The 25471-nt window shown below is 68.2% G+C and carries 18 protein-coding genes and 3 pseudogenes; 9 read left to right on the plus strand and 12 right to left on the minus strand.

Annotated elements, in window-relative coordinates; translation table 11 throughout:
• Positions 1-7: 7 nt before the first annotated feature.
• From ACFV6H_RS19450 to ACFV6H_RS19460, 3 genes are read right to left on the minus strand one after another with little or no spacing between them, the layout of a single operon-like run.
• Entirely contained in the window at positions 8-370 is a 363-nt protein-coding gene (locus tag ACFV6H_RS19450) for a phosphopantetheine-binding protein (RefSeq protein WP_384978704.1), read from the minus strand.
• On the minus strand, positions 367-3486 hold the full coding sequence (locus ACFV6H_RS19455) for a condensation domain-containing protein (RefSeq protein ID WP_385543461.1): 3120 nt from the start codon (positions 3484-3486) through the stop codon (positions 367-369). The genes ACFV6H_RS19450 and ACFV6H_RS19455 overlap by 4 nt, the downstream gene beginning before the upstream one ends.
• Positions 3483-5387 carry a non-ribosomal peptide synthetase gene (locus tag ACFV6H_RS19460; protein WP_385543464.1) on the minus strand — a complete coding sequence of 635 codons (1905 nt, stop codon included), beginning with the start codon at positions 5385-5387 and terminating at the stop codon, positions 3483-3485. Before ACFV6H_RS19460 ends, ACFV6H_RS19455 begins: the two co-directional genes overlap by 4 nt.
• Before the next feature lie 1147 nt (positions 5388-6534).
• Between ACFV6H_RS19460 and ACFV6H_RS19465 the strand changes: the two genes are divergently transcribed.
• The 3 genes from ACFV6H_RS19465 to ACFV6H_RS19475 all read left to right on the plus strand — a co-directional run bounded on the left by ACFV6H_RS19465 (position 6535) and on the right by ACFV6H_RS19475 (position 8929).
• Positions 6535-6843, plus strand: a complete 309-nt coding sequence (locus tag ACFV6H_RS19465; RefSeq protein ID WP_384978712.1) for a hypothetical protein — start codon at positions 6535-6537, stop codon at positions 6841-6843.
• A gap of 82 nt (positions 6844-6925) precedes the next feature.
• A complete protein-coding gene (locus tag ACFV6H_RS19470) occupies positions 6926-7489 on the plus strand; it encodes a GNAT family N-acetyltransferase (protein ID WP_385543468.1) in 564 nt (187 codons plus the stop codon).
• 495 nt (positions 7490-7984) lie between these two features.
• Entirely contained in the window at positions 7985-8929 is a 945-nt protein-coding gene (locus tag ACFV6H_RS19475) for a CPBP family intramembrane glutamic endopeptidase (protein WP_385543471.1), read from the plus strand.
• A 631-nt stretch (positions 8930-9560) separates the two neighbouring features.
• Here ACFV6H_RS19475 and ACFV6H_RS19480 read toward each other — a convergent pair.
• Positions 9561-9902 (minus strand): hypothetical protein, encoded by a 342-nt coding sequence (locus ACFV6H_RS19480; protein WP_385543474.1) that lies wholly within the window; start codon positions 9900-9902, stop codon positions 9561-9563.
• Positions 9903-9979: 77 nt separating this feature from the next.
• Positions 9980-10990, minus strand: a complete 1011-nt coding sequence (locus tag ACFV6H_RS19485) for an IS630 family transposase (RefSeq protein ID WP_385543478.1) — start codon at positions 10988-10990, stop codon at positions 9980-9982.
• A 67-nt stretch (positions 10991-11057) separates the two neighbouring features.
• Between ACFV6H_RS19485 and ACFV6H_RS19490 the strand changes: the two genes are divergently transcribed.
• Positions 11058-11366: an immunity 53 family protein gene (locus tag ACFV6H_RS19490; protein WP_385543481.1), complete on the plus strand. Its 309-nt coding sequence runs from the start codon at positions 11058-11060 to the stop codon at positions 11364-11366.
• Between the two features lie 653 nt (positions 11367-12019).
• Here the strand turns inward: ACFV6H_RS19490 and ACFV6H_RS19495 are convergent.
• The 4 genes from ACFV6H_RS19495 to ACFV6H_RS19510 all read right to left on the minus strand — a co-directional run bounded on the left by ACFV6H_RS19495 (position 12020) and on the right by ACFV6H_RS19510 (position 16391).
• Positions 12020-13180, minus strand: coding sequence for an HTTM domain-containing protein (locus tag ACFV6H_RS19495; protein WP_385543484.1), 1161 nt, complete (start codon positions 13178-13180; stop codon positions 12020-12022).
• On the minus strand, positions 13170-13700 hold the full coding sequence (locus ACFV6H_RS19500; protein ID WP_385543487.1) for a DUF5819 family protein: 531 nt from the start codon (positions 13698-13700) through the stop codon (positions 13170-13172). Before ACFV6H_RS19500 ends, ACFV6H_RS19495 begins: the two co-directional genes overlap by 11 nt.
• Before the next feature lie 317 nt (positions 13701-14017).
• On the minus strand, positions 14018-15373 hold the full coding sequence (locus tag ACFV6H_RS19505; protein ID WP_385543490.1) for an ice-binding family protein: 1356 nt from the start codon (positions 15371-15373) through the stop codon (positions 14018-14020).
• Positions 15374-15989: 616 nt separating this feature from the next.
• A complete protein-coding gene (locus ACFV6H_RS19510; protein ID WP_385543493.1) occupies positions 15990-16391 on the minus strand; it encodes a thiol-disulfide oxidoreductase DCC family protein in 402 nt (133 codons plus the stop codon).
• A 418-nt stretch (positions 16392-16809) separates the two neighbouring features.
• Between ACFV6H_RS19510 and ACFV6H_RS19515 the strand changes: the two genes are divergently transcribed.
• Entirely contained in the window at positions 16810-17442 is a 633-nt protein-coding gene (locus ACFV6H_RS19515; protein ID WP_385543496.1) for a DUF5994 family protein, read from the plus strand.
• An 81-nt stretch (positions 17443-17523) separates the two neighbouring features.
• On the plus strand, positions 17524-17784 hold the full coding sequence (locus ACFV6H_RS19520) for a hypothetical protein (protein ID WP_385543499.1): 261 nt from the start codon (positions 17524-17526) through the stop codon (positions 17782-17784).
• 909 nt (positions 17785-18693) lie between these two features.
• On the opposite strand, the pseudogene xerC reads toward ACFV6H_RS19520, so the two are convergent.
• A pseudogene (xerC, locus tag ACFV6H_RS19525) lies at positions 18694-19616 on the minus strand (tyrosine recombinase XerC).
• Positions 19617-19714: 98 nt separating this feature from the next.
• On the opposite strand from xerC, the gene ACFV6H_RS19530 reads away from it, so the two are divergent.
• The 3 genes and pseudogenes from ACFV6H_RS19530 to ACFV6H_RS19540 form a co-directional block, all read left to right on the plus strand.
• Positions 19715-20389 (plus strand): DUF3631 domain-containing protein, encoded by a 675-nt coding sequence (locus ACFV6H_RS19530; RefSeq protein ID WP_385543502.1) that lies wholly within the window; start codon positions 19715-19717, stop codon positions 20387-20389.
• Between the two features lie 93 nt (positions 20390-20482).
• Positions 20483-21676: a right-handed parallel beta-helix repeat-containing protein gene (locus tag ACFV6H_RS19535; RefSeq protein WP_385543505.1), complete on the plus strand. Its 1194-nt coding sequence runs from the start codon at positions 20483-20485 to the stop codon at positions 21674-21676.
• 101 nt (positions 21677-21777) lie between these two features.
• Positions 21778-22884: pseudogene (locus ACFV6H_RS19540) on the plus strand (polysaccharide lyase family 1 protein); the annotation flags it as partial.
• A gap of 354 nt (positions 22885-23238) precedes the next feature.
• Here the strand turns inward: ACFV6H_RS19540 and ACFV6H_RS19545 are convergent.
• The gene (locus ACFV6H_RS19545) at positions 23239-24174 is read right to left on the minus strand and encodes an aldo/keto reductase family oxidoreductase (protein ID WP_385543508.1); all 936 of its coding nucleotides are present in this window, start codon (positions 24172-24174) and stop codon (positions 23239-23241) included.
• Positions 24175-24949: 775 nt separating this feature from the next.
• Positions 24950-25336: pseudogene (locus ACFV6H_RS19550) on the minus strand (site-specific integrase); the annotation flags it as partial.
• Between the last annotated feature and the right edge of the window lie 135 nt (positions 25337-25471).

The raw sequence follows: 25471 nt of genomic DNA on the forward strand, positions 1-25471 counted from the left end.
TTCGCCATCACTCGGATACGAGCCGGCTTCGGCGCGCCCGTCTCAACAGGCCCTCACGGTTGTGCGCGCCCAGCCGGGCGGCCGGCTCCTCACCGGTCTCGTCGGAGCCGGCAAGCAGGGAGACCTGCGCCTGGACAGTGCTGTGCTGGAAGAGGTCGGAGACCTTCAGGGTGCGGGAGGCGAGCGGGTGGAGCTCTTCCCAGAGCATGATCAGCAGCAGCGAACTCCCGCCTGCTTCAAGGAAGTTGACATCGTTGGGCACGTGGTCCGCACTGTCCAGGTCGAGCACGTCGGCCCATGCCTGCCGGACCTTGAGGAGAAGTTCCGTCCGGTTCGGGGCCGACGCCTGCTCGGCTGTGGCGTCATTCACGACATGCTCCTCTTGAGTGGATGCGAATCCGGGTCGGCGACCAGGTCCGCGGCTGCCACCGCCATGTCGGCGAGCAGCCCGCGCACCGTGTCCTCACCGAACAGGCCGGTGTTGTAGGAAAAGGCCAGTTCCATGTCGTGCTCCCCGTGCTCCGTCACCACGAGTTCGAGCTCGTACTTCAGGTGCAGCGGGTCGAGCGGCAGATAACGGCCGGTGTTACCGGGGCTGAGCTCGTCCGGTACAGGTGCCCTGTTCTGGGAGCTGAGGTAGACCGGTGTGAGTGCCGGGCGGCTCAGGTCGCGGTCGGGGTGCAGCTCGGCGGCAAGCGCGTCCAGCGGGACGTGGGCGTTGCGGTACGAGGTCATGCAGCTCTCCCTGACCCGGGCCAGCAGATCGGCCCAGGTGGTGCTGTGCCGCAGGTCCACCCGTAGCACCAGGGTGTTGACGAGCATGCCGACCGCCTCCGTGCTGCCCCGGGTCTCCCGGCCCGCCCAGGGAAAGGCGAAGAGGAAATCCCGCTGGCCGCCGAGCCGGGCCAAGGTGACCGCGAGCAACGCGGCACTGGTCATGAACATCGTGCAGCCGAGGGCCCCAGTGGTGACCGTGCGCAGCTTGGTGACCACCTCACCGCCGATCCAGGTGGTGCACAGCCCGGCGTTGGTGGTCTGCAATTCGCCGCGCAGCCGGTCGTGCGGCAGGACGACATCCACCGGTGCGCCGCGCAGGTGCTCCTGCATCGCCGCCGTCTGCGCGGCAGCGTCCGCGTCGGTGCGCGCGTCATGGGCGGTGTCGAGCAGCGCGGGGTGCACGGCATCCCGCAGTTCCGGTTCGCGGCCGCTGGTCCGGGCTCGGTACACCTCGGCGATTTCGGCCATCAGCAGGTCACGCGACCACCCGTCGGCGACGATGTGGTGCACCACGAGCACCAGCAGTGTGCGGTCCTCCCGCACCACGATCTCCGCCTGGGCGGGGGTGCCCCGCGCCAGGTCCATCGAGGCCCAGCAGAGCCGGGACAGATGCGCTCGCAACCGTGCCGCGTTCCAGCCGGAGGCGTTCGTGACGGACGTGTTCGCCGGTACGCCGTCCGTGCTGTAGTACACCTGCCGCTTGCGGCGATCGAGGAAGAACCGGGAGCGCAGCGAGGGGTGCCGGGCGAGCACCGCGTCCACCGCGGCCCGAAGCGCGTCGCAGTCCACCGCGCCGGTGTACTCCACGACGGTCGGAATCAGGTATGCCGCGCGCAGCGAGGGCAGCCGGTCCAGGAACCAGAACCGCTGCTGGATCGCGGACGCCGGGTGCTGCTGCTCGTCGGTGACCGTGACGGCCGGCGGACGGCCGGCGCCGGACGAGGCGCTCTCCCCGTCCACGGCCCCCGCGGCGGCGAGCTGCCGACCGAGACCCCCGACCGTCGGGTCGGCGAGGAAGTTCCGGGGCGAGAGCACGAGACCGTACCGGCGCTGGACATCCGAGAGCATCGTGACAGCGAGCAGCGAGTGGCCGCCGAGCACGAAGAAGTTCGCGGTGGGCGCCAGAACCGCCGGGTCGACCGCCGGGCCGGAGTGGTCCCGGCCGGAGAGCGCGGCGGCGAAGAGTTCGGCCGCTCGGCGCTCGTCCCCCGTTTGTCCGGGCCGCTCGGCGAGTGCGGCAGAGCGGGCTGTCACCGGATTCGTCATGCCGCTTCCGGACGTCACGGGGACGCGTGCGGCGACGGGCCGCGGCAGCGGTGGCAGCGCCTCGGCGGGTGGCTCCCCCGGCAGCGGGGGGAGCTCTCGCAGCGGGGCCGAGGATTCCTCGACGACCCACTCCAGCAGTTCCGCCAGCCCGTCCGCCACGGCCTCAGCCGTCTTTGCGGGGTAGCGGTCGGTGTCGTACTCGACGGTGACGAGGAGCCCGTCCTCGGTCTCGTCGACCATCAGCAGCAGATCGAACTTGGCGGTACCGGTCTCAAGCACCTCGGGTGGCGTCCACCAGGTGCGCGCCGACCGCGGAACGGTCATGTTCTGGTAGACGAACCCGATGTCGACCAGTGGCCGTCTGCCCTCCCCCTGCGCCACGGTGGCGGCCGCGGTGAGCCGGTCGAACGGAATGCTTTGGTACGTCAGCGAGCGGAACGCCTCGCGCCGGGCGGCGCCGCACAACTCGGTGAAGGACTGTTCCGGGTCGACCCGGCAACGCAGCGGCACCGTGTTGACGAAGAACCCCACCGCCTCTTCGAGGTCGGCGTGCGCCCGATTGGCGGTCATCGTCGCGAGCAGGAACTCGCTCCGTCCCGACCAGCGGTGCAGGACCGCCTGGAACGCCGAGGCCAGCACCACATACGGAGTCACCCGCAGCGAACGTGCCAGCTGTGCCACGCCCTTACGGACCTTCTCCGGAACGCCGCGGGCGACCTGCCGCCCCGGGCGGGAACCGTCCGGGGCGGCGAGGGCCGGCATGCGTCCGGCCAGCTCCAGGCCCACGGGAATGCTCAGCAGCTCCGCGACCCTGTCCTCGACGCCTTGCCGAAGGGCGGGATCGTCCGCCGTGCGACGCTCACGCACGGCGAAATCCTTGTAGGCGGCGGGCAGGGCGGGCAGCGCCGCGTCGCGACCGTCCAGGGCCGCGTCGTAGGCCGCTGCCAGGTCGTCGAAGAGCGGGGCGAGCGACCAGCCGTCCACCGCTATGTGATGGACCGTCAGCAGGACGGCGTTCCCGCCCTCCGGCAGCCCCTGCCACACCGTGCACCGCAGCAGCGGTCCTTCGGCCAGATCGAAGGGCAGGCGGCTACGGGCTGCCGCTTCCGTGCGCACCCGTGCCCCGGCATCCGCCGAGCCCGCGACGTCGACGACCTCCACCTCGACGGGGCGTGCCTCCAACACCCTCTGTACGGGCCTGCCGTCGTCCAGTCGGAAGACGGTCCGCAGCGGCTGGTGCCGTACCGTGACCGCTTCCAGGGCACGGGCCAATGCCGCGGCGTCCAGCGGCTGGTGGGAGCGGAACAGCAGTGGGACGTTGTAGGTGGCGTTCCCGGGGGCCGCGGCGTCCACGAACCACAGCCGCTCCTGCGCGAAAGACAGCGGAAAGACCGGCGGCTCGACGCGTGCGGCGGTGTTCCCGGTGCCAGTTCCGGCCGTCACGATACGGTGACCTCCCGCTCCGGTCCGGCCGGCTCGGAGCCGGCCGCGAGACCTTCGCCCGGAAAGGTGCCGGCCACATGGAAGGCCAGTTCCCCCAGGGTGTCGCACAGCAGCACCGCGCCCGCGTCGACGGGTGCGTCGAGCCGTTGCCGGGCCCTGGCGGCCACCTGCATGGCGAGGATGGAATTACCGCCCAGTTCAAGGAAGTTGTGCTCGGGGAGCACCTGCTCGGTGCCCAGCACCTCACGCCAGATGTCGCCGAGCACGGCCACGAGCTCAGAGGTGACGGGCGGCTGCGCCAAGGCGGTTTCGGCCGTGGAGGCGGAGCCGGCCGGGTCCGGGGCAAAGGGCGCGGCCGAGAGCAGCTTCAGCAGCTGCGCCCGGTCGGCCTTGCCGGTGGAGCCGAGCGGGACCCTGTCCAGCACCAGCCAGCGGGCGGGGCGCATGTAGGTGGGGAGGGTCCGGGCCAGCCTCGCGTCCAGCGACGCGGGCAGTTCGGCGACGGCACCGACACCCACCGCGGCGAGTCCGTCCGCGGACGGCAGGACGAAACCGACCAGGGACGCGGCCGGGCCCTCGCCGACCTTCTCCACGAAGGCGGAGTCGGCGAGCCCGCAGTCCAGCGCGGCACGCTCGATCTCCTCCAGCTCGATGCGAAAGCCGCGCAGTTTGACCTGGCGGTCGCTTCGGCCGAGGAGTTCGATCGCCCCGTCCGGAAGTTGCCGACCGGTGTCACCGGTGCGGTAGATCCGCTCCCCGTTCGCGGGGAGGGTGGTGAACCGCTCGGCCGTGAGCTCCGGGCGACGCAGGTAGCCGAGTGCGACGCCGGGGCCGCCCACGCACAGCTCGCCGGTGTCACCGGTCGGGATGGGCTTGAGGTCCTGGTCCAGCAGGTGGAGTGTGGTGTCCTGGAGCGGGTATCCGACGGGGATACGTTCCAGACCGGCGAGGGTGTCCTCGGTGCAGTCGAAGTAGGCGGCGAAGGTCGTCGTCTCCGTCGGTCCGTATCCGTTCACCAGCCGGCCCGGCGGTTCGGCCGCCAGCACCTTCCGCACGGCCGCCATCTCCAGCTGTTCGCCCCCGACCACGAGGTTGCGCAGCGTGCCGAACGCGTCCGGACGCTCCCTTGCCACGGTGTGGAACAGGGAGGTGGTCAGGAACATGGTGTCGATCCGCTCGCTGCGGATCAGCGCCGTCCAGTCGTCAAGGGGCAGGCCGGTGGCCGAAGGGAAGACGACCACCGTTCCGCCGGCGGTGAGGGCGTTCCACAGTTCGAACGTGGTGGCGTCGAACGCGGGATTGGCGGCGCTGGCCACCTGGTCGCCGGGCTCGACGGCGCAGAATTTGGACCGCAGGGCCAGCCGCAGTACCGCGCGGTGGGGGACCACAACGCCCTTGGGTCGCCCGGTCGAGCCGGAGGTGAAGGACACGTACGCGGGGTCGTCCCCCTGGCTCTGCACATCGGGCACCGGATGCCCCGGATCCTCGTAGAGCACGGGGAGCGGTTCCACCCCGCGGGGCAGCCAGGACATGAGCTCCGCCCAGCAGCCGGCCGGCCCGGCGAGCGCGTCCTGGCGGGGCGAGTGGACGGCCCAGCGTGTGCCCGACTCGGCGACGATGCCGGCAAGCCGGTTCTTCGGGGCGAGCCCGTCCAGCGGCAGGTAGGCGGCGCCGCAGCGCAGGATGCCGAGGAAGGTCACGACGAGGTCGACGGACCGGTCCTGGGGGACCGCGACCAGATCCCCGCGACGGACTCCGCTCCGCGCCAGCTCCGCGGCGAGCCACCCGGCCCGCTCCCAGAGTTCGCGATACGAAAGCCCCTCCCCTTCTGCCGGATCACGTACGGCACAGCCGTCGGGTCGCTGCTCGACCTGTTGTGCCACGACGTCATGCACGCTCATAGCTGCCATCACAGCCCCACCCTCATTCCTGCACTGGAATTCCGGCCCCGGAAGGATCGAAATGCGCACGCCGCTGTCGCCATTACGGCGTCAGGGGCCCCACCCATGGTCGGCAAGCACCTTGACCTCGGCCTCTCCGGATTCACCCTGCCCGGCACCGATCTGCGCCGAAATAACGCACGAAGAAGCGCCGAATATGACGGTAATTGCCACACCCAAGAGCCCAGAAAAGGATTTATTCACGTACTTTCCCCCTGAATGGAAAGTTACCTTGATAAGTCAATTCGCTCAGGACTCGATCCTTCCGAGTGGCCAAAACCCACACAATAGATTTCGCCTGCACATCCATGCGCTGCACGATCACGCTAGGATGATTTACCAAGACATATATGGACACCACTGACCATATTTCGGCCATCCGCGCCCAACCCTTCAGTTGTAGTGCGCTGATCAGGTTCGTCGGGGTGACTTTCCGTCCTGGAAAAGTGGTCCGGTGAGGTTTCACAAGTAGCTGAGTGGGACGCCGAGTCGGAGGAGTTGTTGCCGCAGGTCGGCGACGTCTTCCCACGGGCGGACTTGCGGCGGCGGGCGAAGGCATGTGTGTACGCGGGTCGTTGGGCCCGGTCTCGCGCGAGAACGGTTGACAGTTGGCCGGGTAGCCGGCTGGCGTCGTCCCGACGGGCAGCAGCACTTGCTGGACCGGGCGAAGTGGGACGTTGACGAGCTGCGCGACCGCGTCCGCCGGTATGCGCTGGACGGGCCGGCCGACAGCGCGGACGGGGTGCTGGTCATCGATGAGACCGGGTTCGCCAAGAGCTGCCGCGAGTCCGGGCCAACGATCGCGAGCGCTGCGCGACCGCGCACGTGCCCGGGACGGTGGGCTTTGCCACCAAACCCCGCATCGCCGAGAGCCGACAACTGCCTTACGTGGTCAACGTCTCCGGTGCCCGGACGGTACTGCCCCGGCCGGGCCGGCGGCGGATCGACAAGCTGGTCGCTGCCGCGGAGAAGAGCGAGTGGCAGCCGATCGAGGCAGGCCCGAGCCCGGCAGGTTCCCGCTGGTGGCAGTGGCGGATCCGTCGGATCGTCGACCCCGGAGGAGCCCGCGGGCGCCGCGGAGCAGGGGCAGCCCTGGTACTGCCGATGGATGATTGCCCGTCGCCGCCCCGAGACACCCGACGACCTCGGCTACTACCTGGCCCAGGGCCCGGCCGACACCCCGCCGGAACACCTGGCCCACGTCGCCGGCGCACGCTGGAGGGCTGAAGACGCGATCGAACTCGGCAAGCACCGGTGCGGACCGGCCGACTGCGAAGTACGCCACTGGCACGGCCGGTACCGCCACATCACACTGCCCATGCTGACCGCCGCCTCCTGGCAGTCCAGGCCGCCCGCGCCGGAGACGAAACGCCATCGTAGACGCCGGACCAGCGAACTCGCTCTGAGCTACGGCTGAAGGACCTGGTGCCGCGACCGGCACTAGCATGGTTCGGCACGGCGACCGAATACCCGGAAATCACGAACGCGGGAGACTTACTGTGGCACTTTTCGGCCATCTCTTGTCCGAAACTGCAGAGTTGCGCCCACTGGAACCCTGGCAAGCCACGGCATTCGCCGCCTACGTGGACCGGGTGCGCCCCCACCTGTCGCCCTGGCTCCCCTGGGCCCATGTCATCACCGATACGGAATCGGCCCGTCAGTGGCTCCAGCGGTATGCCGATGAACAGGCCAAGGGAAGTGGCCGGATATTCGGAATCTGGGTGGACGGAAAACTGGAAGGCGGCGCCCTGTTTCGGGTCTTCGACACCCAGTCCGGGGTGTGCGAACTCGGCGCCTGGCTCTCCCCCGAGGCAGGAGGAAGGGGACTGGTGACCCGGGCGGCCGACCACCTGGTCAACTGGGCAGTGAAAGAGCGGGGGATGGCCCGCGTGGAATGGCGGGTCACCCCCGCGAACACCCGGAGCATCGCCGTCGCCAAACGTCTGGGAATGCGCCACGAGGGAACCCTCCGTGAGGTTTTCCCCTTTAACGGCCTCCGCCAGGACCTGGAGATCTGGGCGCTCCTCGCCGGTGACCTGACGGCGGGTCGCCCCACGGACTGACCCTGCCGGGCAGCGCCGGGCCACGGTGCCTCCTCGGCGCGCTGCGACCCGGTTCCTGCCGGCCGGACCGGCGGCGCGCAGTCCGGGATGCGGGGCATGGAACCCACGCAGGACACCCCCGTACTCACGCACATAGGCGCGCGGACGGAGTGGCCCCGGGCGCGGGCCACACCCACGTGATCACGGGGACCTTCGTCGAACAGGCCGGGTAGCAGCACGCCGGGCAGCGATGCCGCGGTCGCTCCGCGAGTACCGAAAGGAAGGGACACGTTCCTGGGACTGCGACACCGCGCCGGCAATCGGGTCGTTCGCCAACAGTCGTTCCCGCCGACCGTCTCCGCCGACCCGATCGGCGGGATCGGGTCCTGACCGGTCAGCGTGGGTGTACCCAGCACCACCCCACGGCCGGGCTGTACACCCAGTGTGCCGAGTTCTCGCTGTCCGTAGCGTCATGGACATGGCGCAGGGAGCGCCTCAGCGGAAAGGGCGGCGGACATGTTCCAGCGGAAGAGCGGGACCGGACTGACCGGGAGCGGCGAAGCGCCGCGGCAGGCCGGGGCTGGCGACGTCCAGGGCCGGCCGGGCGGCCTCGCTCTCTTTTTCGCTGTCACGTTCACGACGACCTGGGCCTTCTGGCTGGTCGCGATCGTGCTCGGCGGGTCGCCGACGAGTTCCCCGACCGCCGTTCCTTATCTGCTCGGTGGTTTCGGTCCGGTGTTCGGCGCGATCGCGGTCCGGATCCGCCGCACCCGCCGCGGGGAACCCGTGCCCGCTCGTGCGGTGAAGTTCCGGCAGGGCATACGGCTGTTGTGGGCGCTGCCCCTGCTGGTGCTGGCATCGGCGAGCGTGGTGGCGGGCGCGCTGCTCGCGGACTTCCTGGGCGGTCCGGGGGTGAGCCTGACCGAGGGCAGGGAACTGATCTCGACCGTCGGCGGAATCGTCCCGTTCTTCGTCAGCATGCTGATCGCCGGTCCGCTGGCCGAGGAGCCCGGCTGGCGCGGCACGGCATATCCGCGCCTGCGCGCGTCCATGAGCCGTCTTCAGACCGGCCTGGTGCTGGGTGCGGTCTGGGCGGTATGGCATCTGCCGCTGTTCTTCATCGAAGGAACGGTCCAGGCCGAACTCGGTCTGGTCAGCTGGAGCGGCCTGATGTTCTCGCTCAGCGTCCTGCCGGTGGCACTGCTGACCGGTTACGCCTACGAGCGTGCCGGAGTCGCGGCATCCATCGCGGTCCACCTCGGCTTCAACGCCACCATGGCCGTACTGACCGTCGACTCACCCATAACACAGGCATTCATCCTGACGGTCCAGGCCGTCCTCGCGATCACACTGCTCGCCACCCAGCGCGACCGCCGTACGGAACCGCCCGTACAGGCGGCCCCTCACCCGCACCAGACCGCCACCGACGCGCCGCACCAGATCAGCCCGACCCGAGCCTGACCGATTCGCGCGACACACCAGAGCTGCCCGGCGGCAACGCCGCGGCTCAGAGCCGGCCGCCGCGTTGCCGCCGTCAGGCCGGCCTGGAAACGGGTGGACGCGTTCAGTCCGGTCATCAAGCCCGGTGGATCAGATACGCGAACCACTGGTCGCCGGGCGCGAGGCCGAACGGGAAGATGGCCGACCGGTCGTCGCCGATCACTGGCTTCCGCCCAGTGGCAGGCCAGCCCCATCCCAGCCCTTCAGTGCGGTACACCGAGGTCAGAAGCGGTCAACCCGACCGGCTCCGATACAGCTCGCAGGCCCAAGTAATCCCTGTTCAGGGCAGTGCGGCGCTCCTGGGCGCCGTTGATTCCCAAGCTCAGAGCGCGAGCTCGATTCTCGTCACCCGCTCCACATGAAAGCCCCGGGCCAGCGGCTCGGAGGCTCTTCGTACGTACCCGTCGGCTGGCCGACAACGAAATCCCCCGGCGCGTCAGCCAGGTGATCCTGCCCGTGCCGGGAGACCCCAAGACCAACACGGGGATCATCTACCGAGCAAGCAAGGTCACGCCGGAGATCATCGACAACCTCGTCGAGGTGGTACGAACGGAACTGGCCGGATTGAAGCCCAGCCAGGCAGCCGGTGCCCTCAGCCGGCGCTACTGGCCGCCGGCTGCCCGGCGAACGACACGATCTCCTCGATACCCGGGGCGTAGCCGTCGCTCGTATCCACGACCAGCGTCGGTACATCCAGCGAGATCGGAACCCACGCCTCCAGTGGCCACTCGCCATTGGCGATGGCCCGCAACAGGTCGTGGTCGGCGTGCGCCGCCCTCCGCACGTTCACCTCGGCCCGGCGGACGATCCGCTCATGGGCGACGGCACTGCCGACAGCGCAGCAAACCACCCGGATGTCCGCGACCCCGGCCAAGGGCTCCAGGTTCGGCCGCCACAGCTTGTCCTGGAAGGCCGCTTCCGCGACGACGGTCACACCTGCCTCCAGCATCGTCCGCAGGACGCTGAAGAACACCGTGAGAGTCCGCCACGTGAGCGGATCGCGGCACTCGCCTAGTGCTCTGACCGCATTGCATGCAGCGCGCGGGGCTGGACGGTGTGGTTCGGGTGGTGAGAGTTGGCAAGGGTGAACTGCCGTAAGGGTCCGAAGTGGGCCTCGATCGGGTTCGCCCAGGAGGCGTTGGTCGGGGTGAAGCACAGCTCGACCCGATGCTTCTTCGCCCAGGTTCGGATCTTGGCGCCCTTGTGGGCGGACAGGTTGTCCGTGATCACGTATATGGGGGCGCCGTCGGGACGGGCGGCACAGATCGACTTCAGGGCGGCCAGGGACTGCACGGCGCCCTTGTGGCGGCGGTTGACGCCCCACAGAGTGTCGTCACCGATGGAGTAACAGCCGTGAAAGTAGGTGACGCCGTGGGTGCGGTGGTAGGTCGCCGGGATCCGCTGGGGTCGGTTCTGCGGCGTCCAGCAGGACCCTGTGGTGGGGCGGATGCCGAGCGGCCCGAACTCGTCGAAGGCGAAAACGCGGTCGGGTAAGTGCTCCAGAACGTGCTCAATGCGCTCCAGCTTGAGGTCTCGCTGCGGGTCGGTGGACTCCTTCCAGGCCTTGGTGCGCTGGAACGTAACCCCGCGTCGCGACAGGAGGCAACGGAGTGCCTCGCAGCCGATGCGTATCACCCGACCGTGGACTTCGCGCAGGTAGGCGGAGAGTTTGCGGATCGACCAGCGGCTGAAGGGCTGGCCGAGTCCGACCGGGCGTGTGGTGGCCGTCGCGACGACGAAGTCCTCATCGTCAGGGCTGAGCAGGCGGGAACGGCCTCCCGCCCACTTGGGGTCCAAGCAGGCCAGGCCGATCTCGTTGAAGCGGTGGATGAGATCGCGCACGGTGTCCTCGTCAGCTGCCACGAGTTGGGCGATGACCGGCACCCGATTCCCGCCGGCCGACGCCAGCAGCATCATCGTGCGGCGGTACCGTACCGAACTGGTGCTGCCCCGGCGCACGATCTGTTGCAGCCGTTGCCCCTCCTGGTCGCTCAGTCTGCGTACTCGTACAGGTTCTGCCATCGCTTCTCCCCTTGCAGGCCGGACCAGTCATGCCTGGTGGCGTGCGGCTTGCCTAGCATCTCGTGCCATGAGCAATTCACAGCCCCTTCTCGACTGGCTGCAGAGCTGGTACGCGCAGCAGTGCGACGGCCACTGGGAACACGAGTGGGGCGTGAAAATCGCCACGCTCGACAATCCCGGTTGGACCATCGAGATCGATCTGGAGGAGACGGATCTGGAAGAATGCGAGTACCCCCGCCAGGAAGTCAACCGCAGCACGCAGGACTGGGTCTGCGCCTGGACCGCTGAGAAAACCTTCCATGCCGCGTGCGGCCCCGGAAACCTCACCGAGGCCCTCACGCTGTTTCGCACCTGGGTGACCACGACCGCTTCCTGAGTCGGTGCAGAGCCGGAGACCAACCCGGTGAACCTATGCGGTCAGAGCACTAGAACCCCGGGGTGGAGTGGACCATCCCCTCCTTGATCTCATCACGGCAGACAGCCGGGCAACCGAGCGACCGGGCGATCTCGTGGGCGAGCGTCGTCTTGCCCGAGCCCGCAGGACCGCTCACCACAGTCAGCGCCGGGGACGTCACGGCTGCATTCCCGCACCGAAGGACGGTGGCGAACTGGGAACCCAACGGGCCGAAGACGCAATCCCGCCTTCGCTCCCGCCCTGCGCCGAAGCGGAACTCCGGGGCCGGGCCCGGTAAATGGCCCGCCATCATCGACGCCGGCACCTGGGCGAACGTCCGCGCGCGTCGCGAGTACCGGTCGGCGGTCCGGCGGCGATTCCGAAGCAGGCGGTTCTCTCTGTGTGCCGGCTGCAATGGCGGGGCAAAGGGTCGCCCGCTGTGACGACCGGTGACGCCCATCACGCTTGAGGCCCCGCCGACCGGTCGGGGCCTCAAGAGGGTGTCGCTCCACACGGCAATCAACGAGGACGAAGAGAGCCGGTTACTGCTCGGGGGCCGACGAGGCCGGAAGAGATACAGTCGGCGTCTTCGTCAAGCCGGACAGATCGCGCCGCAACGGTAGATGACGAGGCGATCAACGGGTGCTCGGTACTGCTACAGGGCCAGGCTGTGACGGAACGGTCACGGTGCCTTCCCGGGGTGAGCGCGCCACGACGGCTTCCACAGGCTGGGGTGTACGCCGCCACAGTTGCCCCAGGAACTGGTAGAAGCGGTCCGGGAGGAACGCGGCATCGGCGATGATCATCGCGCCGGAGAAGAGCGGCAGCCCCATGAATACCGCGATACCCATGTGCATGCCCAACAGCATCGTCAGGACGGGGTACTTGAGCCTGCCGAACAGGACGAACGGGAAGGCGACCTGCAACAGGACGGTCAGATAGCCGACGACGGTGATCAGCGTGGTGTGGCCGTCAGCCATGAGAGACAGCGCGGGCCACGGACGGAACAGGTCGAGGTTCAGTACGTAATGGAGAGCGGCCCCGCTGCCCCAGGAACTGCCCTGCACTTTGTACAGGCCGGCGGAGCCGTAGAGGATGCACGCCTGGGCGGCGATGACGAACATGCCGCAGTTGTGCAGCACGGTGACCAACGTTGCGCGCGCGTCACGGAGTTGAGCCACAAGCCCGCTCTTCGCCGGGCGCGCCTGACCCGTCGGCCGCTTCGGTGCTCTGTCTTCGGATGCCTGAAGCCGGGTCCTGCGCGCGTCAAGGGACCAGCGTCGGCCGCACGCGGTGAGAACGAGATAGACGGCCATGAGGAGGATGAGGTTGTCTCCTCCGTCCGTCATGAAGATCGACCTGGCGTGGAACGACGCCACCACCGCCGCGAACAGTACGGATACGGCTCTGGTCCGCCAGCCCAGCGTGAACAGCACGGACGTCGCGACAGCTACCGCGTAACAGACCTCGAAATACGCCCTGCTGTCGGACAAGGTGAGGATGCTGACCCATCCCGTCTGGTCGAACAGCTCCTTCGCCAGCTCCGGCGTCCATGCCGAACCCGGCCCCCAGATTCCGTCACGGTGGGGGAACTCGCGTAGTAGGAAGGCGAGGTAGAGCAGTCCGTACCCGATGCGCAGCACCGCGGCGGCATACAGGGACACCGGCCGCTCGGTCAGCGTCGCCGTGACCGCACCGGCCCGGCGGAGGAGACGCCCCGCGATGTCCGCGCACGCTCGCAGGCGGATGCGCGGCTGAGAAGCGGGAGCCGCGCCCGGCTTGTGTTCAGTTCCCATCGGGGGTCACCTTCCACCAGGGGAGAAGACGGGTGTCGACGGGCGCTTGTGTGGTCGTGGCCTTCGACCGGCCGGCATCCGCCGTGGCGGGCGCGGTGATGGGCCGGGCGATCACACGAAGCTGGATGGACTCGAACGCGCCACGGTGAAGGGCGGCGACACGGTTCGCCGCGATGTTGCGCAGATACTTCTGGATCATCACAGCGCGTTCCGAATGCGGCACGTCGTCGGTGCCCTGCAGTTCGGAGTACGAGGTCCAGGCCCGGCGCAGCATGTTCTGCGTCGTATGGCTCGGGAAGACGTTGTGCTCGACGGCGGAATTGTCCACCGCGCTCAGATCGAACCAGGCGCTCACCTGGACGGTTCCGTCAGGAGCGGTGTGCGCGGTTCTCGCGGAGATCTGCCGGTTGACGGACTCCGGTTCCGGGGCGAACAGCCGCCAGTTCTGCTCGAAGAGCGGATAGACCCAGGCGGTGACCTGCCGGCTGAGCTGCCGGGAGACGGGGTTCGGCGGAGCCACGTGCAGAAACACCATGACCACATGGATCAGAGATGCCGCCAGACACAGCAGAACGGCGGCCCAGATCCCCGCCCTCAGCGGAACGGCCAACCGGGACGATGCGCGGACGGGGGGCGGTTCTCCGGATGATTGCGTTGCCGTCGGCCTGGTGCCTGTCTGCTCCCGGTCCTTCACATCCGCTGATTCGATGCCGCCCGGCACAGCCCCACCCGGCCTTTCCAATTCGGTGCTCACCTGCGTGTTCCTCGTACCTTCGCCGATGGCGCGGGACGGATCGTTCCTGATTCCGTCCCGCGCCACCGGTCGTGCTCGTGCTGTCAGCCGGTGAAGGCCGTGCGCTCACCGGTCATGTTCGGCTTGTCGCCGTAGCCCTGGTGGCCGCCCCAGCTACTCGGGATGCTGCGTTCGGGACCGCCATAGCCCTGGTCACCGTGGTCCGGGCCGCCGTGCTCGGGCTTGCCGTGCTCGGGACCGCCGTGCTCCGGACCGCCGTGCTCGGGACCGCCGTGCTCCGGACCGCCATGCTCCGGACCGCCATGCTCCGGACCGCCGTGCTCCGGCTTACCGTGTTCAGGACCGCCGTGGTGGGGACCGCCGTGGTGGGGACCGCCGTGCCACGGGCCGTGTCCGTGGTGCGGCTTGCCCGGCTTCTGGTGGTGGCCGTGGTGGCCGTGGCCGGGCTTGATGGGCTTGACGGGCTTCCCGCCGTTCCCACCGGTGACATTCCCGCCGCTGATGTTGCCGGCCGTGTTGCCCGCGACGATGCCGCCCGTCACAACCCCGCCCAGAAGACCACCGTTCGTGACACCGCCCGTGATCAGGCCACCGAGCACGCCGCTCGTGGCGCTGCCCGTCGTGCCCGCGGTGGTGGCGCCGGTGGTACCGGTCGTGGTGGCGCCGGTGGTACCGGTCGTGGTCCCCCCGGTCGTCGTGCCGGGGCACTGCGGGCGGGTGATCCTGTTGGTGTCGAGCGTCACCGAGCCGTTACGCGCCAGCGCCCGGCCGTCGATGCTCGCGTTCGTGGTCACCGAAATCGAAGTCAGGGCCATGATGGTGCCCACGAAGGTGGTGCCGGTGCCCAGCGTGGCCGAACTGCCGATCTGCCAGAACACGTTGCACGGCGAAGCGCCATTGATGAGAAGCACCCGACTGGCGGACGCCGTCGTCAGCCCCGAACCCACCTGGAACACCCATACGGCGTTGGGGTCGCCCTGCGCGTCCAGGGTGAGGGTGCCGGTGAGTCCCAGCGTCGACGAAGCGGTATAGACGCCCGGAACGAGCGTCAGGCCACCGGCGTCCGGCGGAAGAGCGGCGTCCGTGGCCTGTCCGGCAGCGTTGTTGTATGCCACGACCAGGTCGGACTTGGCCTGAAGGGCCGCCGCGTCGGCGGAGTGCTGAGTCCCGTTCACCAGCCCCGGCGGGAACCCGCTGATCGCCGTACCCGGGCTCACGCCGAGGTCTCCGGTGATCACCGAGGGGCCGGTATTGGTGACCGACTGACCTGCCAGGACCGCGTAACTGGTCGCTGTACCCAGAGGGACAGGTGTCGCGATGGCATTCGCCCGTGTTGATGTAGCGGCGACCACGGTCGCGGCGAGCAGTACGGTGAGTACCGCCCCAACCCAGGTCGACATCGTGCGCCATAGAGCCGTGCCAGGGAAATTGAGCGTCATCGAGGGACCAACTCCTGAGTGAGACGGTGGCGTAGCGGGCACTTCCCGGTTTGCGCAGGCCGTCCTTTTCTGTCGCTGGCATACAACACTGCCGAGTACGCATTTATGTGACGCATACGAGTGATTTCCATGAACTCGCTACACAATGGCTATTTCGGGCGGGCGTTCATGGGCGTGTCGGCGCTTGCCGACTCCAGCACGCACGAAAGCGGTTCAGTGATTCCCTTGCCGAGCAATTTCGTGGCGCACTAAATTGTCATCATTCGATCGGATTTATACGCCATCCGATACCGTCATGACGCGAATTCACCTCACGCGCGAAAGGTCGACCAAAGTCCGCGTGGCGGGCTTTCGGATCGGCGATGATTCGAATTACGAGATCGCTCCCCGCTCGACAGAGCCGGGCCTGTTCACTGCTTTCCGCATGACAGCAACGCTGACGGCAACGCCAGGCAACGACGAGGGCCCGCTGATCGCCTGCATCGGCCCGGTTCAGGACCGCACGGCGGCCCTCCCGAGGCTGCGCGGTCCCGTGCACAAGAAGCCTGCAGATAAGAAGCACGATCGGGGTCCATCGCATCGGGACAGGCCGGTTCGTGACCGATGCAAAAAGGAGCTATTCCGTAGCCCGTGGCCCTGGCCTATGTTCCGTCGGCAACGCGCAGGCCGGAGTACCGCCCGGCATCCGCTCGCGGTTGTTGGCGATGAGGCGGTAGACGCCGTGGGCGATCCAGCGAAAGGGAGGCAGGGTAAGCATTCCGCCCAGCCATGCCCATCCCTTGCCCGCGTTCAGCAGTAGCTTGGCGACGGCCTGCGCACCGCCGTGCACAGACCCGGCCGACGTGATCCACAGCAACTCGTACTCCGCTCGTTGCCGGGTGGTGCCGAGAGAGGCCAAATCCGTGAACTGCCATGGGGTAACGGCGCAGCGAATTCGCAGGTGCCGCTCAAGGAATGTCACCGAGGTCGTACAGAAGGCGCAGTCGCCGTCATAGACAAGGACAGGTCGGGTCTGCATGACCTCATCATGCCTCGGCAAGCCCCGGCGGCCCAGCAGGCCGGCCACCGTCGGCGCCCGCCACCGTCGCCCGCCACCGTCGGCGCCCGCCACCTCATGGCTGCCCAAGCCCGGCGACAAGACCGGCCAAGCCGTTGGACCATCACCAGGTGAGTCCCCGAAACGCAGCCGGGAATCCCGTCCTGTGTCCCCAAGATCCCCAAGGTTCCCGAGTCGTTGAGAGCGCGAGGCGCTTGAGCCCCTGCGTCCGGCCCCAAATGCCTGGTCACGCACACGTTCAAGGACCACCGACCGGAGTAGAGCCGGAGTAGAGTGAGAGCACCGGGAGTACTTCGCACACCGGCTCCCAGGCGGGTGTCGTTCTCGGCGAGCAACAACACCGGGACGTGGAAGACGCGCCCGGGGACAGGTCCGCGCCATGACCGCGTCCATGGAACGTACGGCCATCAATGATCCTGTGCCCTCGCCGCCGGTCCGGCTGTCCCTGACCCCGACGGGGTCGGCTCCGGGTCTCCTGGACGGTGCCTGGTGGCCTCGCTCCCGCGACCTGTCTCGTGAACTCCCCGCCCTCACGGACGTGTTGGACGCACGTTGGGGCCGGATCACTCGTGTCACGGTGAACCCGGCCCACTGGCCGGTGATCCCACGCAAGGTGCCCGTGACCGGGCATACGGTGCACGTGGGCTGGTTCGCGAATGAGCAGGACCCGAACAAGCTGATCCTCCTCTCCTACACCAGAGGCCGCTGGGACCTCTTGGTGATCCCGCCGGAGACCGGGGCGGCCGCCGCCGCCCGGCTGCTGTCGGCCGCAGCCGCCCCAGGGGGCCTCCTCACCGCCAGCGCTCTGATGGCCGAGGAGGACTCGGCCCGCGAAGGGACAGAAACCCGGAGCCAGGAAGAGGACTGGGATACCGACGGCGGGGCCGGCTCGGCGGCACAGAACCTGGTCCGGCCCGGCCGACGGAGCCGGAAGAGTCGACCACCGGCCGGATCCACCGGAGCGTCCGCCGTCACCACCCACAGCGAGCACCACGACCGGGGCCGGGTATGACGCCGGTTCCCCCGACATATCGGTGGTCTGACGCGATGGCGCCAGACCACCGACACGTCGTCTCTGAGAAGCGAGGTCAGCATGAAGCCATCGGAACCGCCCTCGGACTGGCGCGCCGACGTCCGCATCGTCGCCGTGTCCCCCGAGGCATCCCGCCGGGTCGCTGAGGTTCTGCGTCGATGCTTCGCCGCCACCGAACAGCGCAGCTACCCCGCGGACGGTGAAAGCGGAACCCGCCTCCACCTCACCGTGGACACCACGCGCGTGGCAGAACCGGCCCAGTCCTGGCTCGTCACCAGTCGATCCGCTGGGAGGGATCGCACGCAGGCGGACGAAGTCTGACACGGGCCCCTCGAAGAGCCGACAGGCCGTCTCCACCCCCGTCCCGCAGACTCCAGGTCAACGCCCGGCACGAGGGAGCGGCAATCACGGCCACTCCCCACGAGTGGAACAGCCGTTTCCGCTTCCGCTTAGGCCATATTGTCCAATGAATCTCTTATGCCGGAAGTGCACATCGGTCATAAAATGGGATGTGGGTCGGCGCACTCTCACGTGCAATGACCCGGAAGGGCGGCCCCGGTGTGTATACGCCGGGGCCGTTGGCAGCATGGCCCATTTCAGCCGCTGCCCGAGAGCGACGCTGTCACGAAGGCGTCGCCCACGAGCGACACAAGATCGACGCCCCGGAAGCGATCTACGCCTACACCGCTCCCGACGAAGCGGCCACGGCCACCGTCCGACCGGCTCGCCCACCCCACCGACGTCTGGTCTTCGCCCACGTAAAGGCCGCGATTCCGCGACCGGGCCGCGTTGCCGGGGCGCCACATGGAGGGGCCGCTGCGGCAGACGCGTCGACCGCCGGTTGCAGTTGTGGTTGCGTTCGGCACCGTTCAACATCATCCGGACGGAGACAACCGGATCACTCCACCACAGCCCAGGACGCCTACGAGCCGACGCGAGCGCCTCCATACCGATGCCCTCGGCCCCCGGTGGCACGACGGAGCCCACTACCGCGTATCTGACCAGTCCCGCTTCCCCGGCCGACGGCTCGTCGGCCGGCACCTCCGCGACCGTCACCCGCGCATCGGCCAACCGCTCAAGATCGTGTCCGGCCGCTCCGAGTGTGGCCTGCACCCGCTCGGCTTCCTCCCGCAGGCGCGCCCAGAGAGCCGGCCCCACCCGCATACCGCTCGAAAGAAGCTCAGGGCGCGAGTTCGATTCTCGTCACCCGCTCCATGAAGAAGCCCCAGGTCAATGGCCCGGGGTTTCGTTGTTGTCTAGACCTCTCATGGCCTCTCGCACCACTTGCGCACCACTTGGGACATTGTCCGAGTCCGACCGCCCGTCGCCGTGGTTGCTGACGGCGTCCTTCCGCGCCGCCCGTACGCGGGCGTCGAGGCCCTGGCTGATAGATCAGCGCCGCCTTCTCCGACGACTGGCCGGCGCGCACCATGACGTCCTTGAGCGTGCCGCCGGACTGAGCGACGAGGGTGTTGCCGGTGTGCCGCAGGTCGTAGAAGCGGAAGTTGGGCGGCAACCCGACCTTGTCCCATGCCTTGCGCCACTCCGCCCGAACGTGGAACGACGGAAGGGGGCCGCCAGCGTGGACCCATCGCGTCGGCGAGCGTGTCCGCCTGCTCCACGGTGGCCATCGGCCGCTCGTCGGCGGACTCCTTGCCCGCCCCGTTGATCCGGCACGGGTTACGCCGGATCAGCTCATCGTCAGCCGCCGTCTACAGAATCGCCTTCACGAGCCTGTACGCCTTCGCGACCGTCGTGTCTGCCTTGAGCGTCTCCAGACGTTCGGCACGCCAGGCACGAATCCGGGGAGGAGTGATCTCGTCAAGGTCCCATTGCCGGAAGGCAGGCAGGATGTGCAGCCGCAGCAAGCGGCGGTACAGCTCTCCCGTGGTGGCCGCGAGCTCGCGCTCGTCGACCCAGCGCAAGGCGTACTCCTCGAAGTTGACGGCCCCGGCATCCGGGTCGGTCCAGTCACCTCGGGTGAGATCCGCCTCGATCTGGGACAGCCAGATGTCCGCGTCCGTCTTGGTCGCGAAGGTCTCCGGCGCGCGCCGCCGCAGCCCGGCGGGGTCGACGTAGCTGGCCGTCCAACGCCCCGACGCGTACTGCCGCACCGCTCCGAAGCGGCGCTTCGCCGCCTTCTTCCTCGCCATCAGGCCGCCCTCTTGTTGCGGGCGCGGGTCCGACGGACAGCGGGCTGGACGGTGTTGGTCTCGATGAACACGTCAAGCACGCTCCGAATACAGCAGCCATGCCATGGGATCACCCCCGCCGCCTGCAACTGCTGCTGAAGGACTACGGCATCAGCTCGGCCAACCACCGCTTCCCCGGCGGCACACAAGCCAAGGGCTTCGCCCGCAACCAGTTCCTCGACGCCTGGGCCCGCTACTGCCCCGCGCAGGAACCGGCACCCGCCACCCACGCCCGCCGGTACCCGCGCGCACCCCCTTCCCGGAGTACTTCCGCGTGCCCCCAGCCACACCCACCGCCCCGATACCCACACCCGGAAGCGCCGCGATCCGCGCCGGCCGCCAGCGGGGCGAACTCCTGGCCGCCTACGGGGAGAACGACATGGCCGTTGACACTGCCGGGCGGACACGTGCCATCGGTCAGGCGATTCGTCAGGACCTGCGGGCGGTCGGGGCGTCGGCCCGGATCCTGGCGGACGATTCGCCGGACGGGGCACGGGAGGGCCCAGAGCGGCGCCGCTTGGAGCGGACTCCGCAACGCCGCCACTGACAGGGGCGGCCCCCGGGCCCTCGCGCGCGGGCTCCAGATCCGGACAGTACCCAGCTGGCGAGCGACCTCCGTCAAGTTCATGTTACTGAACAACAAACATGTACAGATGATTGAAGCACCCACAAGGCGCCTTGGACACCCTGATGCGTTCAGGTTGCTGAACAAGAATCATGTACAGGGTCATTGACGTGTCCATGGAGCGTCCCTACCGTTCCTGACCAAGCGCCTTCTCCGGTACCTCCACCGAGTCCTGACCAGACCCACCCCACCTGGAGACACGATGCAAGTGAAGCCCCTCATGGCGTGCGTCAGCCTGCTGACCGGCACGCTCTTCACCCTCCCCGGCACCACCGCGCAGGCTGTATCCGTACCTCACGAGGCGTTGTCCGCCGCCGCGCTGTACGTGTCGCCGAACGGCATCGACAGCGCGGCGGGCACGCAGTCCGCCCCGACGACCCTCACCTCGGCGATCGCAAGGATCACACCCGGCGGAACGATCTACTTACGGGGCGGCACGTACCGTTACTCGCAGACCGTCACCATCCCGCAGGGCGCCGATGGCACCTCGGGCGACCGCACCGAACTGACCGCCTATCCGGGCGAGACGCCGGTGCTGAACTTCGCGGCCCAGTCGGCGAGTCCGTCGAACCGCGGGCTCGCCGTCAACGGGTCGTACTGGCATGTCAAGGGAATCGTCGTCGAGCGCGCCGGGGACAACGGAATCTTCGTCGGCGGCAGTGGCAACGTGTTCGAGCGCACGGTGACGCGCTTCAACCGCGACACCGGGTTGCAGCTCTCGCGGATGGCATCCGACACCCCCCGCGACCGGTGGCCGTCCAACAACCTCATCCTGAGCGCGGAGTCCCACGACAACGCCGACTCCGACGGTGAGGACGCCGACGGCTTCGCCGCCAAGCTCACCTCCGGACCCGGCAATGTCTTCCGCTACGCCGTGTCCCACAACAACATCGACGACGGCTGGGACCTCTACACCAAGCCGGATACCGGCGCGATCGGCGCGGTGACCATCGAGGACTCCCTCGCCTACGAGAACGGCACCCTCTCCGACGGCACCCAGAACTCCAGCGGTGACCGCAACGGCTACAAGCTCGGCGGCGAGGACATCAAGGTCAATCACGTCGTTCGCCGCAGCATCGCCTACGACAACGGCAAGCACGGATTCACCTACAACCGGAACCCGGGCAGCATGACGGTCTCGGACAACGTCAGCATCGACAACGCCGAGCGCAACTTCTCGTTCGACGCCGGTACCTCGGTCTTCCGCGGCAACGTCTCCTGCCGCGACGACGACGGGTCCAACGACAAGACCGTGGGCAACGCCGACGGATCGAACCAGTTCTGGACCGGCTCGAACGGATCGCGGTGTTCCGCGTACACCGGGGCACTGGGCTGGTCCTTCGCCGCGGACGGCCGCCTCGTGGTGACCTTCGGCGGCAACCAGGTCACGCCGTAACCGGTCCTCTCCGCAGGGCGTGTCCCAGCACAACGACAACGGCGGCAAGAACGACAACGGCAGCAACAACACCCGCGTACGAGACGGAAGTTGAGGCGAAGATGAGACGAGGACGATCAGTCGCTCCGCGACTCCATGCGGCGCTGGCCACGATGGCTCTCGCGGCCGTGACCGGTGTGGTTCTGTCCATGCCCGAGGCGTCGGCGGCGACCGGCGGTGTCACCGGCTACGCGACCCAGAACGGTGGGACCACCGGCGGTACGGGCGGACAGACGGTGCGGGCCACCACGGGGACCGCGATCCACGCGGCCCTGTGCGGCCGGGCCAGCAGCAGCACCCCGATCACCATCGAGGTGCAGGGGACGATCAACCACGGCAACACCAGCAAGGTGTCGGGCGACAGTTGCAACACCGCCGCCGGCGTGATCGAGCTCAAGGAGATCAGCAACGTGACGCTCATCGGCGTCGGCAGCGGAGCCGTCTTCGACCAACTGGGCATCCACATTCGCAAGTCCAGCAACATCATCATCCAGAACGTGACCGTCCGGAACGTCAAGAAGTCCGGCTCGCCCACGTCCAACGGCGGTGACGCCATCGGCATGGAGAGCGACGTCCACAACATCTGGGTCGATCACGTCACCCTGGAGGCATCGGGTGGGGAGTCGGAGGGGTACGACGGCCTCTTCGACCTGAAGAACAACACCCGGTACGTGACCCTCTCCTACAGCACGCTGCGCAACTCCGGCCGCGGTGGCCTCGTCGGGTCCAGCGAGAGCGAACTCTCGAACAGCTTCATCACGTACCACCACAACCTGTACGAGAACATCGACTCCCGCACGCCGTTGCTGCGCGGCGGCATAGCCCACATCTACAACAACCACTACGTGAAGCTCAACGAGTCCGGCATCAACTCCCGGGCCGGGGCCCGCGCCAAGGTGGACAACAACTACTTCAAGGACTCCAAGGACGTCCTGGGCACCTTCTACACCGACGCAGCCGGGTACTGGCAGGTCAGCGGCAACATTCTCGACAACGTGACCTGGTCCAGCCCCGGTAGCGAGAACAACCCCGCAGGGCCCGACCTGAAGTCCAACACCACGGTCGGCATCCCCTATTCCTACAGTCTCGACGCGGCCGGCTGCGTGCCGAACATCGTGGCCCGGACGGCAGGTGCCAACAAGGGGCTCCAGGTGTCGGACGGCAACTGCCAGGTGTAGTGATCACGAGCGTTGTCGACGCTCGTCGGGGCTCGAACATGGCGAAGACCTCCGTGCGGTGGGAGCTGTCCCGGCACCCACCCACGGAGGTCTTCGCCTTTGATCAAGACCTCCACGTCAACAACGCTCGTGATCAGTACGCCTAGGTCGGCTTGCGGCCCGCCGTCAAGCGGCCTTCCCCGGAACGGGAACGCGCCTCGCGGAGGGTCGGAACAGTGCGGGCACGTTCTGGGTTGAACCGCGCGTTCCGCACACCTCGTCGTGAGAATGAGTTGCAGGGCCACACCGGCCAGTGCGGTCCGGTTCCGGGTGGTCAGGTGGTCAGGTGGTGCCGGCCGGCCGGATTCAGGGAACGAGGTGGCCCGCGGCGCGGAACAGTTCGTACCACTCGGCCCGGGTGAGTGGAAGTTCTGAGCCCTGGGCGGCGCCCGCGACGCGCTCCGGGTTGGTGGTGCCCAGCACGACCTGCATCTGAGCGGGGTGGCGGGTGATCCAGGCAGTCGCGATCGCGATGGCGGGGACGTCGTACTGGCCGGCAAGACGGTCGATAACGGCGTTGAGCTCGGGGTAGTCCGGCGAGCCGAGGAAGACCCCCGTGAAGAAACCGGCCTGGAAGGGAGACCATGCCTGGATGGTGATGTCGTTCAGACGACAGTAGTCGACGATCCCTCCGCCATCGAGGGTGACCGACTGCTGCTCCGCGAGCATGTTCGCAGCGACCCCTTGAGTGATGATCGGCCCGTGTGTGATCGAGAGCTGAAGCTGGTTGGCCACGATGGGCTGACGCACGTACCTGCGCAGCAGGTCGATCTGGCGTGGGGTCTGGTTCGAGACGCCGAAGGCGCGCACCTTCCCCGAGGATTCGAGCTCATCGAAGGCGCGGGCGACCTCTTCGGGCTCGACAAGCGCGTCGGGGCGGTGCAGCAGCAGGATGTCGATGCGGTCGGTCCGCAGGGCCGCGAGTGAGCCCTCGACCGATTTGACGATGTGGTCGTAAGAGAAGTCGTAGTACGGCCCGTCCGTCACGATTCCCGCCTTGGTCTGGATCGTGATCTCGTCGCGCTGCGACGGGCTCAGCGCCATCGCGTCGGCGAAGCGGCGTTCACATTCGTGCAGCTCGCCTCCGTATACGTCGGCGTGGTCGACGAAGTCGATGCCCGCATCGCGCGCGGTGCGGACGAGTTCGCGGACGTCCTCGTCCGTCTTGTCGGCGATACGCATCAAGCCGAGCACGACGTTCGGGGCGAGGATGTCGGTGCCGGGCATGGTGAAGGTCTTCACGACGGCTTTCCTTTCAACTTTTCAGGTCCCGCACAGACTTTTCAGGTCCCGCACAGCACAAACGGGTCCACTCTGCACCTTAGGGGGCGGAGGGTCCATCGGCGGCAGCGAGTCCCGGATGCTCGCGGGACGGGACGCACCGGGGACCGGGATCACGACGGGTGGGAGGGCGAGGTGCGGAGCCCAACCCGGCATCGCCGCTCGCCCGTCTCCCCCGGCATCGAGTCCAGCGATCGATCTCGCCGACCCGCCGGAATGCCGCAGCAATGGTACGTGCCCGTCCAAGGAACGCGGCCGCATCCGCAGCGAGAGGGACATTCGCCACGGGCGGACGTCCCCTCCGGCCCCGGCCTGACAACTTCCAACTACTGCCATGGCGAATCGCTGCCCGAGAGGCGGCCCGGTCGGCATGCCTCGCGCAAGAGACCACCCCACGCGGAGCCTCCACAGCTGCCGCGTGCCATCGCATGCCATTCGTAGGGGCAAACAACGGTGACTACGGGCATCATCCGACCGTCGGCCGGGCACACGTCTGTACAAGGTTCTCGCTGGTCAGGAGCATACGAGGCGACCGGATGCTCGTTGATTCCCAAGCTCAGAGCGCGAGTTCGATTCTCGTCACCCGCTCCACACAAAAGCCCCAGGCCAACGGCCGGGGCCTCTTTGTTGCCTAGACCATTTCGAGTGACCTGCGCGACACGATGGCCGGATCATGGACGCGTGCGGCCGTAAAGCGCCGGACCAGCGGGATGCCGGTCCGGCGCTCGGAGAAGCGTCACGCCTCTCGCGAGACGAGTCCATCGACGTCACGCCGACGCGGAACGAGTGGGTGGACAGTCGCGCCCTCGCTGGCGCCCTCCGCCGCCTTCACCTGCTGACGGCGTACGTCGGTGTCGATGTCGGCGGCGAGCTTGCGCTGGTGCTCCTTGGTGGAGTGCTGATAGATCAACTGCTCCTTCTCGGACGACTGACCCGCGCGGACCATCAGGTCCTTCAGCTTGGCGCCGGTGTCGGCGGCGAGGGTGTTGCCGGTGTGCCGCAGGTCGTAGAAGCGGAAATCCCCGGGCAGGCCGACCTTGTCGCGCGCCCTGCGCCACTTGCAGCCGAAGGTGGTCCCCCGCAGCGCCGCCCCCTTCTCGCCGACGGACACCAGCCCATCGGGCCCGGCGTGGTCCTCCCCGGCGCCGTCGTTCTCCGCGTCACCGTCGCCTTCCGGGCCGCCGTCCGCCACCGCCTCCCCGTCGCGCCCGGCCGCGCGCGCATCCGGCTCCGCGGCGGCCGTGGTTCAACCGGTGCG

Source organism: Streptomyces sp. NPDC059743 (assembly GCF_042732975.1).
Classification (GTDB): Bacteria; Actinomycetota; Actinomycetes; order Streptomycetales; family Streptomycetaceae; genus Streptomyces.

Excerpts from the sequence above, each read along its gene's own strand:
- ACFV6H_RS19460 (WP_385543464.1), bottom strand. The coding sequence starts at position 5,387 with ATGAGCGTGCATGACGTCGTGGCACAACAGGTCGAGCAGCGACCCGAC.
- ACFV6H_RS19465 (WP_384978712.1), top strand. The coding sequence starts at position 6,535 with ATGATTGCCCGTCGCCGCCCCGAGACACCCGACGACCTCGGCTACTAC.
- ACFV6H_RS19475 (WP_385543471.1), top strand. The coding sequence starts at position 7,985 with ATGTTCCAGCGGAAGAGCGGGACCGGACTGACCGGGAGCGGCGAAGCG.
- ACFV6H_RS19485 (WP_385543478.1), bottom strand. The coding sequence starts at position 10,990 with ATGGCAGAACCTGTACGAGTACGCAGACTGAGCGACCAGGAGGGGCAA.
- ACFV6H_RS19490 (WP_385543481.1), top strand. The coding sequence starts at position 11,058 with ATGAGCAATTCACAGCCCCTTCTCGACTGGCTGCAGAGCTGGTACGCG.
- ACFV6H_RS19495 (WP_385543484.1), bottom strand. The coding sequence starts at position 13,180 with ATGGGAACTGAACACAAGCCGGGCGCGGCTCCCGCTTCTCAGCCGCGC.
- ACFV6H_RS19505 (WP_385543490.1), bottom strand. The coding sequence starts at position 15,373 with ATGACGCTCAATTTCCCTGGCACGGCTCTATGGCGCACGATGTCGACC.
- ACFV6H_RS19510 (WP_385543493.1), bottom strand. The coding sequence starts at position 16,391 with ATGCAGACCCGACCTGTCCTTGTCTATGACGGCGACTGCGCCTTCTGT.
- ACFV6H_RS19515 (WP_385543496.1), top strand. The coding sequence starts at position 16,810 with ATGACCGCGTCCATGGAACGTACGGCCATCAATGATCCTGTGCCCTCG.
- ACFV6H_RS19520 (WP_385543499.1), top strand. The coding sequence starts at position 17,524 with ATGAAGCCATCGGAACCGCCCTCGGACTGGCGCGCCGACGTCCGCATC.
- ACFV6H_RS19530 (WP_385543502.1), top strand. The coding sequence starts at position 19,715 with ATGCCATGGGATCACCCCCGCCGCCTGCAACTGCTGCTGAAGGACTAC.
- ACFV6H_RS19535 (WP_385543505.1), top strand. The coding sequence starts at position 20,483 with ATGCAAGTGAAGCCCCTCATGGCGTGCGTCAGCCTGCTGACCGGCACG.